We start from the raw sequence: 15,719 nt of genomic DNA on the forward strand, positions 1-15,719 counted from the left end.
CGGGCGAGTTAAGTGTCGACCAGGCAAGGAGGTGCCATGGGCACCGAGGTGGATTACGCGCGGGAAATCGAGGAGCTCAAGCGTTCCATGAACGCTGTGATTCTTGCGCACTACTACCAGGAGAGCGAAGTCCAGGACGTGGCGGACTTCGTCGGGGACAGCCTCGCGTTGGCGCAGGCGGCGGAGCGCACCCAGGCGGACGTCATCGTCTTCTGTGGCGTGCACTTCATGGCGGAGACCGCGAAAATCCTGAATCCCTCGCGGCAGGTGCTGTTGCCGGACCTGAAGGCGGGCTGTTCGCTGTCGGACCGGTGTCCGCCGGCGGCCTTCAAGGTCTTCAAGGAGAAGCATCCGGGCGCCTTCGTGGTGAGCTACGTGAACAGCTCCGCCGCGGTGAAGGCGATGAGCGACGTCATCTGCACGTCCTCCAACGCGGTGAAAATCGTCAACCAGGTCCCCCGCGACCGGCAGATCCTCTTCGCGCCGGACCAGCACCTGGGCCGCCACGTCATGAAGCAGACGGGGCGGGACATGGTGCTGTGGCCGGGCAGCTGCATCGTCCACGAAATCTTCAGCGAAAAGAAGCTGGTGGAGCTGAAGGTCCTCCACCCGGACGCGGAGGTGGTGGCCCATCCGGAGTGCGAGGCGCCGGTGCTGCGGCACGCGGACTTCATCGGCTCGACGAAGGGCATCCTCGACCACGTCATCAAGAGCCCGAAAGAGAAGTTCATCGTCGTGACGGAGGCGGGCATCCTCCATCAGATGAAGAAGGGCGCGCCGCACAAGCACTTCATCCCCGCGCCGCCGGACAACGGCTGCGCGTGCAACGAGTGCCCGTACATGCGGCTCAACACGATGGAGAAGCTCTGGAAGTGCATGAAGGAGCGCACGCCGGAGCTGACGATGCCGGAGGACCTGCGGGAGGCGGCCCGCGCTCCGTTGCAGCTCATGCTGGAGTGGTCCAGATAGAGCGGAATCTGTCGTCACAGCGGACATTTGCCAACTCGCGTCTTGCGCTGGGAAGGCCAGGGTGCAATGGAGCATCCGTGGCCTTCCGATTTCTCGCAGTTCCGTCGCACCGACTGGTGGAGCATCCCCAGTCGCTGCCGGTCGATGAGCGCCTCGAGCCGGACCTGCCGCCGGTCCATGAGGCGGTGGAGCGCGCCCTGTCAGGCGCCGAGTTCCGTGACATGCGCGCGAAGGACCGCCTGCGCGCCCTGCTGCAGGGCGACAAGCCTCCGAAGCTGGGCGCGCCCGAGGCGGGGTTCGGCGCCTCGGCGGTGTTCGCGCAGCCTCCCCAGGATTTGCCGGCGCTCTTGCGTCTGGCGGATGAGCTGGAGGGCCTGGCGCGGCGCGAGGCCGGTGAGCGCGCGCTGGTGTGGAAGTGCGGCGACTGCGGCGCCCGGTACGCGGTGCCGGTGGCGCTGGTGCGCCAGGTGTCCATCCGCTGCGAGCGGTGCGGCACCCCGGTGGAGCTCAACGCCACGCGCAGCCTCGGCGAGGAGTCCCTCATCGACCCCTTCCAGGGCGCGGTGAACGACAGCCGCAGGGAGCTGGCCGCCTTCTTCCGCGAGGCGATGGCGCGGGGCTGGCCGGTGCTCGTGGCCGAGGACCGGCGCGTCACCCCCCCGCCGCCCCAGGCCTGACGTCCGGGTGCGGCACGCGCTCGTCCAGCTCCTTCGCTGCCCCCGCTGTCGCAAGGGCGCGCTGCGTCCCGAGGCGCCCGCGCCGGTGTTGCTCTTCGGCCCGCTGCGTTGTCCGGAGTGCCGCACCAGCTACCCGGTGGCCGAGGGCGTCGCGGACCTGGTGCTGGAGCCTCCCGCCTCCGCCGGCCTGCAGCGCGGGCTGGAGAACCGCTGGGTGGCGCGCTCCTACGAGCGCTACGTGCGCCCCACCCTCCAACGCGCGCTCCTGCGTCAGCCGCTCGACGCGGACAGCGAGTACCTGCTCTACCGCAGCCTGCTGGGCACGCCCGACGGGCCGGTGCTGGATCTGGGCTGCGGCACGGGGCTGGTGGCGCGCAGGCTCGCGCGTGAGCCGGGCTTCCCGCCCGTCGCCGGACAGGACGTGAGCCCCGCGATGCTGGAGGAAGGCATGGCGCAGGCGCGCGAGGCGGGCGCGACGGTGGACTTCCTGCGAGCCCAGGCGCCCTACCTCCCCTTCCAGGACGGAGCGCTGGGGGCGGTGTTGATGGTGGACTCGCTCCACTACGTGGAGGACCTGGGCCGGCTGATGCTGGAGGTGGCGCGGGCGCTGCGGCCCGGGGGACGCTGGGTGGCGAGCACGTATGCGCCGCCGGGGTCCGCGTCGGGGCTGCTCCACCGTCGCGCGGGGCTCCATCCCAGGACCGAGGCCACGCTGCGCGCGGCGGTCGGGGCGGCGGGGCTGGTGCGCTTCGAGCGCGTGGCGCTGCCGCCGCTGCTGGTGCTCAAGGCGGAGAAGGCCTCCGCCGAGACGCTCAGATGAAGATGCCGGCGGACGCGTCGGTGCGGCGCGCCTCGTCCAGCTTCAGCTCCGCGGGCTGGCCGCGCAGCGCGTCCATCACCTGCCGCTTGGGCTTGCAGCGGGCGCACTCACACGTGCCCTTCTTGCACGTGCAGTCCGCCTTGCTGCCGCACTGACACTTCGCGGCCATCAGCGAGTCGAGCGCGTCGAGCGGGCGCTCCTGCTCGCCCGTGGCGGGGCGGGCCTCGGCGGCCTTCGTGTCCGGGGCGGGCGTCTGGGCCTTCTCGGCCTTGGCTCGCGCGGCCTGGGCGTGGGCCTCGCAGGCGCTCGCCGCTCGGGGCGCGAGCATCAGCAGACCGCTGGCCAGCGCCGCAACCATCATCGTCGCGTTGCGTGTCATGTGCGCGCTCCTCGAGGGGCCCTCGCCCCCCGTGCTCCGGCGCCTATAGCGCAGGCCCCAACGACTGCCAAGGTCGACGGCCATACCTTTGTCTACCTCGCCGCGTCACGTCGAGCGTCTCTGTTGGCTGCTCGCCGGGCAGGGAAGCGGCGCGTACAGTCCTGCCCCTCTCGTGACGAACTCCAACGCTCGCTTTATTCACGTGACGGCCCTGGTGCTCGGCGCCCTGCCCCTGTGGGTGTCCCGCCACCTGCCCATGGTGGACCTGCCGCAGCACCTGTACCTCATCTCGGTGCTCCACCGGCTGGATGACCCGAGCACGCTGTACCCGCAGCTCTTCGAGGCGCGGCACGCGTTGACCCCGTACCTGGGGTACTACTACCTGGTCAGCGCGCTGAACTGGCTGCTGCCGCTGGATTTGGCCAACCGCGTCTTCCTCACCGCCTACGTGGTGGGCCTGCCGCTGAGCCTGGGCTTCCTGCTGCGCTCGCTGGGCAGGCCCACGTGGCCGTCGCTGCTCGCGCTGCCCTTCGCGTACGGAGACAGCTTCGGCTGGGGCTTCATCAACTACTGCGCCGCGCTGCCGCTGACGTTGCTGTGCTGTGGCTTCTTCGTGCGCGCGCTGGAGGACGCCCCCCGGCGCAGACGCTGGGCGGCGTGGCTGGCCGGGTGCCTGGTCGCGGTGCTGCTGTTCCATGTGCAGGCCTTCGGGTTCCTCGCCTTCGGGCTGCCCTGGCTGCTCGTCACCACGGCGGTGCCGGAGGACGCCACGGCGCGGGGACTCGTCGCGAGGCTGAAGCCCCGGGTGCCGGCGCTCCTGGGCGTGGTGCCCGGGGTCGCGCTGTTCCTCGGCTGGGTGGTGCTGCGCTTCGGTGAGCCGCCCGACATCCAGCCGGGGGCGCCGTGGAAGGCGTGGGGGCCGACGTTCTCGCCGCAGAACCTGGGGTGGAAGAGCTTCGCGCAGAACCGCGCGGAGCTGTTCGACGTGCTCGCCAACACCCTGCGGGATGGCTCGGACCGGTGGGCGATGTACGCGGTGGGCGCGGTGGCGCTGGCGGGTTGGGTGGCGGGGCTGGTGCGGCCGGAGGCTGGGAGCTCTCGGGGCTGGGTGACGCGCTCGCGGCTGCTGGGGTTGGGCGGGCTGGCGCTGGCCCTCTACTTCCTGCTGCCGTTCGACATCCGGGGATACGTCTACTACCTGAACACGCGCTATGCGCACCTGGCGGCCGCGCTGCTGGTGGCCACCGCGCCGGCGACGGTGGCGTCGTGGCGGGTGCCGCTGCGATGGGCCGCGGGGGCGTGCGCGCTGGTGCTGGCCGTCACGCTGGGCCGGGGCTTCCGCGCGTTCTCACGCGAGGTGGCGGAGTGGGAGGGGCTGGTGTCGGCGACGGCGTCGAAGCCCCGGGTCATGGGGCTCGTCTACGACCCGGGCTCGCGCGTGGTCCGCTTTCCGGTGTTCATCCACTCGGCGGCGGTGCTCGCGCGCGAGCGCGGGGGTGTGCCCAACTTCACGTTCGCGTCCACGCCGCACTCGCCGCTGAAGTATCGCGGCGAGGTGCCGCCCACCTTCCCTTCCGAGTGGCGGCCCCAGGACGTGGATTGGGACAGGCAGGGCGCCTGGTACGACACCTTCGTGGTGCGCGGCGCCCACCCGTCCCAGGTGTTCGGCGCGAGGCTCCAGTCGGAGTTCGCCATCGTCGGGCAGTCGGGCCGCAGCTGGCTGGTGCGCAGGCGCTGAGCGCGGGGTCCGAGGTGTTCGGCGCGAGGCTCCAGGTGAGGCGCGCCACCACCAGGTCGCGGCCCACAGGTGCGCTGGCGCGAAGCGCGGATTTCGAGTTGGTTGGCAGAGGGCTCCGCCTCGTGCTCACGCGCATCAGCTCGACGGGCCGCAGTCGGCGGGTGCGCAGATGCTGAGCATGGCTTCCCAGGTGGGTGGCAGAAGGCTCCGCCTGGCGCTCACGCGCATCAGCTCGACGGGCCGCAGTCGGCGGGTGCGCAGATGCTGAGCACGCCTTCCGAGGCGTTCAGAGCAAGGCTCCGCTCGACGCTCACCGACGTCGGCCCGGCGTCGGGCGTCGACACCACCACGACACTCACACCCGAGCGCCGCGTCCCGCGCCGTCCCGAGTGTGGGCCAGTGGTCGCGCGCCCCGCACGGGCGATGCCCCGAGACACACGGCGCGCGGTACAAGGCCCCCATGAAATCCCCCGCCTCGGACCCTCGCTCCCTGCTGGACGCACTTCGCGCCGGCACCGCCCTGCCGGACCTCCCCGCCGACAAGGTGGAGGCCGCCCGCGCCCTCGCGCGCGAGGGCCACGTCGCCACGCCCGCCGAGCTGGAAGCCCTGCCCGAGCCCCTCGCCGCCGCCGTCCTCGAAGCCTCCGTGCTCGCCGGCCAGCCCGCGCTCGCGGAAGCCCTGTCCGCCTCCTCGGTGAAGCCGCTGGCCAAGCTCGCCAAGAAGGCCCTGTACCGCCTGCGCTCGCGCGGTGTCGCGGTGGCCGAGGCCCCGCGCGCCGCCCCCACCGAGTCCCCCGCCCCCGCTCCCGCGAGCGACGCCCTCCCCGCCCTCGCCAGCATCATCACCGGCCGGGGCGAGCGGGCCCTCGTCCTGGGCCGCGCCATTCGCGGCGGCGGCATCGAGGTGGTGCAAGCCCTGCTCACCGACGAGCACGGCGTCATCCAGCTCCAGTTGGGCGAGAAGGGCCGGGGCGCGTGGCGCCGCGTCATCAAGGAGGGCCTGGAGCAGGGGGGCACCATGGAGCTGCCCGTGGATGAGGCCGCCGCCCTGCTCGCCGAGGCCGCCGGACTCAACCTGCGCACCCACACCCCGTTCCCCGAAGGCCTGGACGTCGCCCTGCGCCACTTCGGCGTCCAGCCGCAGCTCGAGCCCACCACCCTCCCCGCTCCCGAGCCCGACGACATCCGCCGCTCGCGCGAGGGCGACCTCCTGCACGAGACGGCCGAGATGGCCGCGTGGCTTCCGCCCGAGCCCGTGGTGAAGCGCCTGCTGGTGAAGCTGGACGAAGTCGTCGTCAGCCCCCTGGCCCTCAGCGACGTGCAGCGACAGGACCAGCTCCAGTCCGCCGTGGCCTCCGTGGCGCGGGACTTCTTCTCCCCGGACATGGCCCGGCGCTACGCCCTGCGACTGTGGAGGATGGCGGACTTCTTCGAGCGCACCGAGCGGACCCGGGAGGCCGACGTGGCCCGGGGAGAGGCGCGGCGCCTGTTCCACGGCGCCGACCAGCCCTTCTCCCGCTTCGCCGAGCGCCTCTTCGAGAAGGTCGTCGGCCTGGTGGCGGCCGCGGGAGCCCGCGCCGAGACCGCCACCCAGCGAGCCCCCGGAGCCCGGGAGCCCACCGCGTCCGCCGAGGCCGCCCCCTCTCAGGAGCGGCGCAGTCCAGGCGGACTCATCCTCCCCTGAAGCCCCGGGGAGGCCCCGCGCCTCACTCCGGTGAGACGCGGGCGCGCAGCAGCAGGTCCAGGTTCTCCTGCTCCCAGGCCTGGGCCCGCGAGTAGTCGTGGAAGCGCTTCTCGTGCTCCATGAGCTCGGGCGGATGGATGCACCGCCGCCCGTCCTCACCCCGCCGGGTCCGGTAGATGTGGTGGAGCATCTCGTGGAAGACGATCCACTCCACGAAGTAGCGGGGCACCACCGGCTGGTCCAACGCCGGATGGATGCGGATGACCTTCGAGTCCGCCGAGTAGGAGCCCATCTTGATGCTCTTGCGCGGCCCCTTCACCCGGGGCGCCGGCCCGTAGGTGATGGCCGCGTCGATGCGCCGGCCGAAGTACCGCTCGTTGAGCCGGTCGAAGATGCGCTCCAGATCGTGCGTCCGCCCCGTCGGCTCCAGCCGGATGCGCTTGCGCATCTGCGCCGGGGACAGCCGCCGGATGTAGCTGCGGTTGCGCTCGATGTAGCGGTCCAACAACGCGCTCGCCTCCGGGTCCCCCTTGCGCACGAAGCTGGCGAGCGCCTGCACCACGTCGTCGGGCGCCGCCAGGAACATGTGGTGCAGCCGAAGCCGCCACATCGCTCGCTGACGTTGGAAGGTCAGCATCGTGTGCGTGTTGTCGTGGACCTCCACCGCCACCTTCGCGCGCAGACGCGTGCGGAGGCGGCGTTCGAGCACGCGTCTCCAGACCTTCAAGAGCCGGTTCGGTTCCGGCGCGACAGGAAGCTGTCGCACTACCCGCCCGGCCGTGTAACTCCTCTTCGTCACGATGTTTTTCTGCTTCTTGAGGCGCGCCATGGAGCGCCGGATTCTACGGCCCCGTCTGACATGCGCAATGCGCTCGCCAAGCGGAAAACCTAGGAAATCCAACGACTTAATGGCACTCAAGCCCACCCGGTCCCACTTGTCCGCTCCTGGGGGAGGCCCGCCCATACGGGCAAATGCCCGTCCCGACTAGCGACGCGGTTTGCAGGGCACCGGGAGGACGAGCGGACCCGGGTTCGCCTGCTCGATGAGGTAGGATTTCGTCCCCCGTCCGGTCCTCCGGCCGGGGCAGTCAAAATCGACCCGGAGTGGGCCGGGGGGCAGGCTGACGAGCCGATTGACGGGCAGCCGCTCGCCCCCCTCCTGGCGCAGGACCGTCTTCGGGGGCCCCTCGAAGCGGACCTCCACCAGCGAAGGCGGTGCGGGCTCGACCTTCGCGGGGAGCTCGGGCGCGGCGGCGACGCCCGGTGTCGGGGCCGGCGCCTCGGGCGTCGAGGGCGCGGGGGCGATGCCCGCGGCGGGATGCGCGGTGACCACCGGGGCGGCGGCTACGGGCGGCGGATTCGCGGAGCGCACCGGCACCGTGACGGCCGACGGCTTCTCCTCGAGCGCCTTCTGGGAGAGGTCCCGCGGCGGGATGGACAGGGGCGTGGGGCCCTTGAGCCGGGTGTAGAGGCCCCAGCACACCAGGCTCAGCAGCACCAGCAGGAGCAGCCCGCCGACGACGACCAGCACCAGCCCTCGCGAGCCGGTGCGCGCGGGGGTCGCGCTCGTGTCGGAGTAGTCGTAGCCACCGCCGTACCCCATGGTGGACTCGTCGTCCTCGCCATCGCGCAGCGAGGCCGTGGGGCTGGTGAGCGCGCCCGACATGCTGGAGTCGGTGTGGAAGTGGTCGTCGTCGTCCCCCACGGCCACGGCCGAGGCGCGCGCCGCGGGCATCAGCGGCCGGGAGGCGGCGCGGTGGCTCACCGTCGCCGGGGTGATGGACACCGACGGCTCCAGCTCCACCGAGGACATGCGCCGCATGGGCGTCGTCAGCGACACCGACTCGGACGTCTCCACGTCCACCGAGGACATGCGCCGCATGGGCGTCGTCAGCGACACCGACTGCGAGGCCTCCTCGTCCAGGGGCGACAAGCGCCGCATGGGCGTGGTGAGCGACACCGAGGCCTCCGCGTCCACCACCGACTGACGGCGGATGGGCATCGTCATGTCGCCGGGGCCGTCATCCAGGTCCCGCGGAACCGGCGTGGGCGAGCGGCGCGGCGGCGCGGCCACGGGCGGGGAGGACAGGCGACGCGCGCGCGCGTCCGTGGGCGTGCGGGGGACGGGCCCTTCCGCGAGCGCCGCCGCGCGCGGCGAGGGAGGAGGCTCCAGCGGCGCGACGGCGCGAGGCGGCGGCTCCACCGGCAGCGGCCCCGACGCCGCGCGCCTGGCGGGCGTGGGCGGCGCGGTGAGCGGCTCCGGGGTGATGGGGCCTCGCTGCGCGGAGGACACCTCCGAGTGCGTGCTGGAGCGCCGCGCGGGAGGAGGCGGCGTGCGGCCCCGGCTGCGCTGGGGAATGGTGGACTCGCCGTCACCGGCGTCCTCGTCCTCCTCGTCCCGGAGCTGCGACAGCACCGAGTACCCCGTGGGCGCCGTGCGCACGGCGGTGGACATCTCCGAGTCCACGTCCTCGTCCACGGGAGGCGCGCTCCGGGCGCCGCTCGGCAGCTCGCGCGGGCGCGCCATCTGCGTGGCCGGCTCGGGCTCGTCCCGGTAGCTGGCGGCGGGCAGCCCGTCCGCGGAGTTGCGACGCGGCGTGGGGCGCGCGGTGAGCCCAGGCGCGGAAGCAGGCGCCGGCTCCGCCATGGGCGTGGTGGAGGACAGCGTGGGCCCGGTGACCTCCAGCGGCGGCAGGCGCTGGGGCATGGACGAATCCAGCACCCGGTTGCCCGCCATGGGCACGGTGGCGTTCATGCGGCCCGCGGGCTTGGACACCGGGATGTGGAGGATGGTGCGCTCCTCCTCCTCGCCCATCAGCCGCGCGATGTAGTCGGCCACGTCCAGGCTCTGCTGCAGCGAGCCCGACGCGAGGAACGCCTCCAGCTCCGCGTGCACCACCGACGCGCGCGGGTAGCGCTGGTTGCGGTCCTTCGTCAGGCACCGCATGACGATGCGCGACAGCTCCAGCGGATAGTCCGGGCGCAAGAGGTGCGGCGGCGTCGGGTCCTCGAAGCGGATGGCGTAGAGGATTCCCTCCGTCGTCGGCTTGGAGAAGGGCTGCTTGCCGGTGGTGATTTCGTACAGCATGGTCCCCAGCGCGAAGATGTCCGCGCGGTGATCCAACCGCTCCTGCGACACCTGCTCCGGCGCCAGGTAGAGGAACTTTCCCTTGATGACGCCCGGCTTGCTGCGCTCCATGAACGCGCCGGCCTTGGCGATGCCGAAGTCGACCAGCTTGACGCGCCCGTCGTAGCCGATCATCACGTTCTGCGGGCTGACGTCCCGGTGGATGAGCTCCAGCGGGCGGCCGTCCACGCCCCGGCTCTGGTGCGCGTAGTCCAGCCCCGACGCCACCAGCGAGCAGATGCGCGCCGCCACGCCGCACGGCACCGTCGCCCCGAACTTGAACTCCTCCAGCACCACGTGGCGGAGGTCCACGCCCTCCACGAACTCCATGGCGATGAAGATGTTGTCGCCCTCCTTCCCCAGCTCGTGCACCTGCACGATGTTGGGGTGGTGCAGTTGGGCGGCGATGCGCGCCTCGTCCAGGAACATCTGGACGAACTCCGGCTCCTCCGAGAGGTACGGGAGGATGCGCTTGAGGACCACCAGCTCCGGATCCGGCGGACGCTGCGCCAGGAACAGCTCCGCCATCCCACCCACGGCGAGCCGCTTGATCAGCAGGTACTTTCCGAACGGGATGGCCGTCTGGGGCGAGCTCACGGAGGGAACGAGGCGTCTGACAGGGTGGGACAGGTTGGACTTTTCCCGAGCTTACCCACAATCAAAGGGTTGGGGGAGCCGGGGGCCCACATCGACCGGTAGCGGACACCGTCCTGGGGCGCCCGTCCAAAAAGAAGCCGCCCCTCCCGGCACGGGCGAGGGGCGGCGACTGCGCGGATCATCCCCGGGGGGATGGGCCTGGAACTACGGCGCCGCGACGGTGCCGACCATGTCCGGGTCGCAGTTCATCGGGTACAGCACGTAGGTGAACTTGTTCTCCGTGCCGGGGATGACGCCGTCGCCGTAGTCGTTGCACGTGAAGCGGGTGCCGGCGTCAGTGGTGGTCGTGCCGCCGTCCACGCACGGGGTGTTGGTGAAGGTCTCCCAGACGCCGCGGATGCCGTTGGGGAACGTCACCGTGCCGCCGTCATCCGCGGACACGCGCAGGTCGCAGGTCTGGTAGGTCTTGTAGTTCGCCACCAGCACGCCGCCGGTCACCTCGAAGCCCAGGTAGTTGTCGTTCGTCGGATCATCCGGGTACTGACGGAAGGCCGGGGGACGGGCGTTGGTGATGGTGATGGGGCCCGGGATGTGGACGCGCGAGCCGGCGTACTCGGGGTTGGGCTGGGCGGTGCCGCCCTCGGCGTTGCCGAAGTTCGCGGGCGCCTCGTTGTCCGCCAGCACCTGGCCGGAGCCGCGCTTGTTGAAGGCGATCTTCCCGGTCGCGCCACTCACGTTGAGGCGGAAGTCGTTCTTGATGACCGGACGGTACGCGTCACGGCCGGCGGGCACGTTGTCGTCCCCGTCCGGGAGGAACTCACGGTACAGGCCCGTGATGTCCAGCACGTCGCCGACCACGGGCTCGTACTTGCCCGCGACGGTGGTCTCGTGGTCGGTGTAGTACTTGTCGACGTAGATGCCCTCCTTCGGGAAGCACGGGCTCACCACCCAGAAGCGGGCGATGATGTCACCGGAGCTGCCCTTCTGGATGTTGCTCACCGCCGTCACCACCACGTTGTTCAGCGAGACCCGGTCGCCACGCTCCGCGGTGGTGCGCAGCACGCCGATGGGGCCCATGCCATTGACCGGGGCCGGACACGAGGACGGGCCCGCGTCAGGAGGGCCCGCGTCAGGGGGGCCCGCGTCGCCACATGCCCCCGTGCAGCCAGGACCGGAGTCGGGCGTACCGTTGTCGTCATCGTCACGACCAGAGCAGCCCGCCACGGAGGCCAGTACAGCCGTGGCGACCAGCGCCGCCGCGCCAAGCGTCTTGCGCAGTTGCATTTCTCGTTTCTCCATTCTTGTCGCGGCGCCAGGGGTTGATGTCGACGCCGGTCGGTCCGAGGATGTCGGCCTTATACCGGCGCCCGGAGGGGGCCGGCAAGGAACCCCCTCCCCCGCAGGTGACACCCGCGTGAAATCAGGGAACAACCCATGAGAGCCCCGCCCGCTTTTCTCCGAGGACTGCGGCCCACGCTGCACATCTCGCACCGCGGCGGCGCGCTGCTCGCGCCCGAGAACACGTTGGAAGCCTTCCGTCAGGCCGTGGAACGGTTCCGCACGGACATGCTGGAATTGGATGTGCACGTGACGCGCGACGGCGAAATCGTCGTGGCGCATGACGACACATTGCAGCGCTGCACGGATGGCATCGGACAACTGGCCGCGCTCTCGCTCTCCGAGCTGAAGCGATTGGACGCGGGGTATGGCTTTACCCCGGATGAAGGCCAGACGTTCCCGTTCCGGGGTCGGGGCGTGCGCATCCCCACACTCAGAGAGGTGCTGCGGGCCTTCCCGGGCCTGCGCCTCAACGTGGAGCTCAAGCCGGACGTGCCCGGGCAGGAGGAGCTGCTCGCCCGGTTGCTCGAGGACGAGGGCGCCGTGGACCGCGTCTGCCTGGGCAGCGAGCAGGACGCCGTGGGGGAGCGGCTCGCGGCGCGGCTGCCGGACGCGTGTCACTTCTATCCGCGTGAAGCGCTGGCCGCGCTGGTCATCGGGATGCGGAGCGGCGAGCCGCCGCCGGAGGACCCGCGCTACACGGTGCTCGACATGCCGCTGTACTTCGGCGAGGTGCGGCTGGTGGACGCGCAATTCCTGCGCGAGTGCGCCGAGCGCGGCAAGTGGGTCAACGTCTGGACGGTGGACGATGCGGCGGAGATGACCCGCCTCATCGAAGAAGGGGTCGGCGGCATCATGACCGACCGGCCGGACCTGCTGAGGCAGCGAATGGACGCCACCACCAAGGCGGGTTAAGCCCCGGTTCCATGCCTCGTTCCAGCTCGCGCCCGTCCCCCTCCCCGGCCGCTGCCCCGAAGCCCTCCGACACCCCCGCCGAGACGTCCGCGCCGCGCGCGCGCAACGCGGTGAAGACGGCGGCGAAGACGAAGGTGAAGGCCCCCAAGGGGCGGCGCTTCGTGGCGCTCGCGGGCAACATCGGCGCGGGCAAGACGACAGCGGCGAAGATGCTCAGCCAGAGCTTCGGCTACGAGCTGTTCGACGAGCCCGTCATCGACAACCGCTTCCTGCGTGACTACTACGCGGACATGTCGCGCTGGTCCTTCACGCTCCAGCTCGAGTTCCTCATCCGCCGCGTGGAGCACCACGAGCTCATCCACTCGTACCGCCGCAGCTGCGTGCAGGACCGCACGCTGTACGAGGACCCCGAAATCTTCGCCAAGTACCTGCACGGCCTGGGGCACATGACGAACGCGGAGCTGGACCTGTACTACGAGTACTTCCAGCGGCTGTCGCGCCACATCATCCGCCCGGACAAGGTCATCTGCTTCGAGGTGGGCAGCGTGGACGTGCTGCTGGAGCGCATCCGCACCCGGGGCCGCGAGGAGGAGAAGGGCATCCGTCCGCAGTTCCTGCGAGGGCTCAACGGCTACTACGCCTCCTTCCCCCAGGTGCTGCAGGAGAAGTACGGCGTGGAGACCCTGGTGATGGATGTCTCACGCCAGGACATCCGCAAGGGCCGCGGGCGCGAGGAGTTCCTGGACCGCATCTCCACCTTCCTGGCATGAGACGCGGCGGGGCCTTCGTCATGGGCCCGTCGTCTCTGTCTGGAAGGTGTGAGTGATGTCGGATTTGACGCCCAAGCGAGCCAAGGACACCGAGGTGGTGATGACACAGCTCATCCTGCCTCCTGACGCCAACAACCTGAACGCCGCGTTCGGCGGGAAGGTGATGGAGTGGATCGACATCTGCGGCGCGGTGGCCGCCCAGCGCCACTGCCGGCAGGTGGTGGTGACGGCCTCCATGGATGACCTGCACTTCCACGCGCCCATCAAGGTGGGCTGGGTGGCGCTGTTGCACTCGCGCGTGCTGGCCGCCTTCCGCACGTCCATGGAGGTGGGCGTCACGGTGCACGCGGAGAACCCGCTCACCGGCGAGCGCACGCTCACCACCAGCGCGCTGCTCACCTTCGTGGCCATCGACAAGGACGGCAAGCGCGTCCCCGTGCCGCCGCTCCTGATGGAGTCGGACACGGAGAAGGAGGCCTTCCGCGAGGCCGAGGCCCGCCGCGCGCAGCGGCTCGCGCGTCAGAAGGAGAACCAGTCCTGGTTGAAGGTGATGCAGCCCATCGCCGGGGCCTGAGGGCCCGCTCGGCGAAGCGGCGGACTCGACGAGGGCGGCGGTGCTGCCACCGCCCTCGCCGTGAGGACGTCGAGCGACGGATGCGGCTCAGGTCGTGAACGACGTGCCGCAGCCGCAGGAGGACTTCGCGTTCGGGTTGTTGAACTTGAAGCCCGCGCCCGTGATCGCGGAGACGTAGTCGATCTCCGTGCCGGCCAGGTACTGGCTGCTCATGCCGTCGGTGGCGAGCTTCACGCCGTCCTGCTCCCAGACGCTGTCGCCGGCCTTGGTCTCCTTGACCAGGTTCAGGTCGTAGCCCAGGCCGCTGCAGCCGGCGGGGACGACGCGGATGGAGAAGAAGTAGCCCTCGAAGCCCTGGGCCTTGATGACCTCCTTCACCTGCCGGACGGCGGCCTCCGTCAAACGCACCGCCGTCGGGGGCGCGGACTGGGGGGCCGTCGAGGTGGCGGAAGCGGGGGTCGTGGTCGTCGTATCCATGTCGGAAAAATCTCCTCTCAAACCGACCTTTATAACGCCCGGGGCCGGAAAATCCATGGGAGCGGCCGCTCGTCCGCCCCGGGACACTTCATCCCGCACGGGCCCGCCCCCGGGCCTCGGGTTATACCGGCCCCATGGCGCCCACCTTCCGAGAGCTGCTGGCCGGAGTGAAACAGGAGATTCGCGAAGTCACCGTGGACGAGGTGAAGCGCCTCCTGGACGCCCGGGCCCCGGTGAAGCTCGTGGACGTGAGGGAGGCGGACGAGTACGCGGGCGGCCGGCTGCCGGGCGCGGTGCACATCCCCCGGGGCTACCTGGAGCTGCGCATCGAGGAGCGCGCGGGCCGGGACGAGGACCTCATCGTCTACTGCGCGGGCGGCACCCGCTCGGCGCTGGCGGTGAGGACGCTCAAGGAGCTGGGCTACACGCGCGTGGCGTCGCTCGCGGGCGGCTACAACCGCTGGAGCGACGCGGCCCTGCCCGTGGAGAAGCCCTTCGTGCTCTCCGCTGAACAGAAGGAGCGCTACCGCCGCCACCTCATCCTCCCGGAGGTGGGCGAGGAGGGTCAGGCGCGCCTCTTGAAGTCCCGGGTGCTGCTGATGGGGGCGGGGGGCCTGGGCTCCCCGGCGGCGCTGTACCTGGCGGCCGCGGGCGTGGGGACCCTGGGCATCGTCGACTCGGACGTGGTGGACCTGAGCAACCTGCAGCGGCAGGTGCTGCACACCCAGGAGCGCCGGGGCCAGCCCAAGGTGGTCAGCGCCCGCGCCGCGATTGAAGCCCTCAACCCGGACGTGAAGGTGGTGCCCTTCCAGGAGCGCCTGACGTCACAGAACGTGCTGCGCGTGCTGGACGGCTTCGACCTGGTCCTCGACGGCGGCGACAACTTCCCCACCCGCTACCTGCTCAACGACGCGTGCCTCATGCGCGGGCTGCCCAACATCCACGGCTCGGTGTTCCGCTTCGAGGGCCAGGTGACGACCTTCGTGCCGGGACAGGGCCCCTGCTACCGCTGCCTCTACCCCGCCCCGCCGCCGCCGGAGCTCGCGCCCTCGTGCGCGGAGGCGGGCGTGCTCGGCGTGTTGCCGGGCCTCATCGGCCTGCTCCAGGCCAACGAGGCCCTCAAGCTCATCCTCGGGAAGGGAGAGCCGCTCGTCGGCCGGCTGCTGACGTTCGACGCGCTGGGCACCCGCTTCCAGGAGCTCAAGCTGCGCCGCGACGCGCAGTGCCCCGTGTGCTCGCCCGGCGCGAAGGTGGAGCTCATCGACTACGAGCGCTTCTGCGCCACCGCCCACTGACACCCGCCATGCCCATCCCCGAAATCACCCCCGCCCGTCTCGCCCAGCTCCTCGAAGGCCCTGTCGAGACCCGCCCCGCCCTGCTGGACGTGCGCTTCCCGCATGAGCACGAGTACGTGGCGCTCCCCGACTCCGTGCTCATCCCGCTGCCGGAGCTGGACGAGCGCGCCGATGAGTTGGAGGCGCTGCGAGGCCGCCCCGTCGTCGTCTACTGCCACCACGGCGTGCGCAGCCTGGATGGCGCCGCGTACCTGCTGTCACGGGGACTGGAGGCGGTGTCGCTGCGCGGGGGCATCGACCTGTACTCGCTCCAGGTCGACCCTTCCCTGCCGCGCTACTGAAGTCCGGGGGCGCCCGCG

At 71.1% G+C, this 15,719-nt stretch carries 15 protein-coding genes; 10 read left to right on the forward strand and 5 right to left on the reverse strand.

The genetic code is table 11. The features are described from left to right. Positions 1 to 36: 36 nt before the first annotated feature. From nadA to OWM54_RS05045, 3 genes are all read left to right on the forward strand, one after another. Complete coding sequence (gene nadA, locus OWM54_RS05035) at positions 37 to 969, forward strand: quinolinate synthase NadA (RefSeq protein WP_046712852.1); 933 nt, start codon at positions 37 to 39, stop codon at positions 967 to 969. Positions 970 to 1,046: 77 nt separating this feature from the next. Then, positions 1,047 to 1,646: a hypothetical protein gene (locus OWM54_RS05040; protein ID WP_046712851.1), complete on the forward strand. Its 600-nt coding sequence runs from the start codon at positions 1,047 to 1,049 to the stop codon at positions 1,644 to 1,646. Between the two features lie 7 nt (positions 1,647 to 1,653). After that, complete coding sequence (locus tag OWM54_RS05045; protein ID WP_267696759.1) at positions 1,654 to 2,466, forward strand: class I SAM-dependent methyltransferase; 813 nt, start codon at positions 1,654 to 1,656, stop codon at positions 2,464 to 2,466. Here the strand turns inward: OWM54_RS05045 and OWM54_RS05050 are convergent. Continuing rightward, the gene (locus OWM54_RS05050; protein ID WP_223746720.1) at positions 2,459 to 2,845 is read right to left on the reverse strand and encodes a metallothionein; all 387 of its coding nucleotides are present in this window, start codon (positions 2,843 to 2,845) and stop codon (positions 2,459 to 2,461) included. The genes OWM54_RS05045 and OWM54_RS05050 overlap by 8 nt on opposite strands. 172 nt (positions 2,846 to 3,017) lie before the next feature. Between OWM54_RS05050 and OWM54_RS05055 the strand changes: the two genes are divergently transcribed. Beyond that, the gene (locus tag OWM54_RS05055; RefSeq protein ID WP_267696760.1) at positions 3,018 to 4,583 is read left to right on the forward strand and encodes a hypothetical protein; all 1,566 of its coding nucleotides are present in this window, start codon (positions 3,018 to 3,020) and stop codon (positions 4,581 to 4,583) included. Positions 4,584 to 5,043: 460 nt separating this feature from the next. After that, positions 5,044 to 6,267, forward strand: coding sequence for a hypothetical protein (locus tag OWM54_RS05060; RefSeq protein ID WP_267696761.1), 1,224 nt, complete (start codon positions 5,044 to 5,046; stop codon positions 6,265 to 6,267). A 22-nt stretch (positions 6,268 to 6,289) separates the two neighbouring features. Here the strand turns inward: OWM54_RS05060 and OWM54_RS05065 are convergent, their stop codons facing one another. From OWM54_RS05065 to OWM54_RS05075, 3 genes are all read right to left on the reverse strand, one after another. Further along, positions 6,290 to 7,096: a hypothetical protein gene (locus OWM54_RS05065; protein WP_141332795.1), complete on the reverse strand. Its 807-nt coding sequence runs from the start codon at positions 7,094 to 7,096 to the stop codon at positions 6,290 to 6,292. A gap of 156 nt (positions 7,097 to 7,252) precedes the next feature. Next, positions 7,253 to 9,991, reverse strand: coding sequence for a protein kinase domain-containing protein (locus tag OWM54_RS05070; RefSeq protein ID WP_267696762.1), 2,739 nt, complete (start codon positions 9,989 to 9,991; stop codon positions 7,253 to 7,255). 204 nt (positions 9,992 to 10,195) lie between these two features. Continuing rightward, positions 10,196 to 11,275, reverse strand: coding sequence for a hypothetical protein (locus OWM54_RS05075; RefSeq protein WP_141332796.1), 1,080 nt, complete (start codon positions 11,273 to 11,275; stop codon positions 10,196 to 10,198). A gap of 150 nt (positions 11,276 to 11,425) precedes the next feature. Between OWM54_RS05075 and OWM54_RS05080 the strand changes: the two genes are divergently transcribed. The 3 genes from OWM54_RS05080 to OWM54_RS05090 are packed head-to-tail and all read left to right on the forward strand — an operon-like array spanning position 11,426 to position 13,588. Beyond that, on the forward strand, positions 11,426 to 12,244 hold the full coding sequence (locus OWM54_RS05080) for a glycerophosphodiester phosphodiesterase (RefSeq protein WP_223746716.1): 819 nt from the start codon (positions 11,426 to 11,428) through the stop codon (positions 12,242 to 12,244). An 11-nt stretch (positions 12,245 to 12,255) separates the two neighbouring features. Beyond that, positions 12,256 to 13,014: a deoxynucleoside kinase gene (locus OWM54_RS05085; protein WP_223746715.1), complete on the forward strand. Its 759-nt coding sequence runs from the start codon at positions 12,256 to 12,258 to the stop codon at positions 13,012 to 13,014. A 55-nt stretch (positions 13,015 to 13,069) separates the two neighbouring features. Beyond that, positions 13,070 to 13,588: an acyl-CoA thioesterase gene (locus tag OWM54_RS05090; RefSeq protein WP_046712842.1), complete on the forward strand. Its 519-nt coding sequence runs from the start codon at positions 13,070 to 13,072 to the stop codon at positions 13,586 to 13,588. Positions 13,589 to 13,675: 87 nt separating this feature from the next. Here the strand turns inward: OWM54_RS05090 and OWM54_RS05095 are convergent, their stop codons facing one another. Then, on the reverse strand, positions 13,676 to 14,065 hold the full coding sequence (locus tag OWM54_RS05095) for a HesB/IscA family protein (RefSeq protein WP_223746714.1): 390 nt from the start codon (positions 14,063 to 14,065) through the stop codon (positions 13,676 to 13,678). Between the two features lie 134 nt (positions 14,066 to 14,199). Here OWM54_RS05095 and moeB point away from each other — a divergent pair, with 134 nt between their 5' ends. Both moeB and OWM54_RS05105 read left to right on the forward strand, forming a co-directional pair. After that, positions 14,200 to 15,360, forward strand: coding sequence for a molybdopterin-synthase adenylyltransferase MoeB (gene moeB, locus OWM54_RS05100; RefSeq protein WP_223783050.1), 1,161 nt, complete (start codon positions 14,200 to 14,202; stop codon positions 15,358 to 15,360). Between the two features lie 8 nt (positions 15,361 to 15,368). Continuing rightward, positions 15,369 to 15,701, forward strand: a complete 333-nt coding sequence (locus OWM54_RS05105) for a rhodanese-like domain-containing protein (protein ID WP_223746712.1) — start codon at positions 15,369 to 15,371, stop codon at positions 15,699 to 15,701. Positions 15,702 to 15,719: the final 18 nt, after the last annotated feature.

This window comes from Myxococcus sp. MISCRS1 (assembly GCF_026626605.1).
Taxonomy (GTDB): Bacteria; Myxococcota; Myxococcia; order Myxococcales; family Myxococcaceae; genus Myxococcus; species Myxococcus fulvus.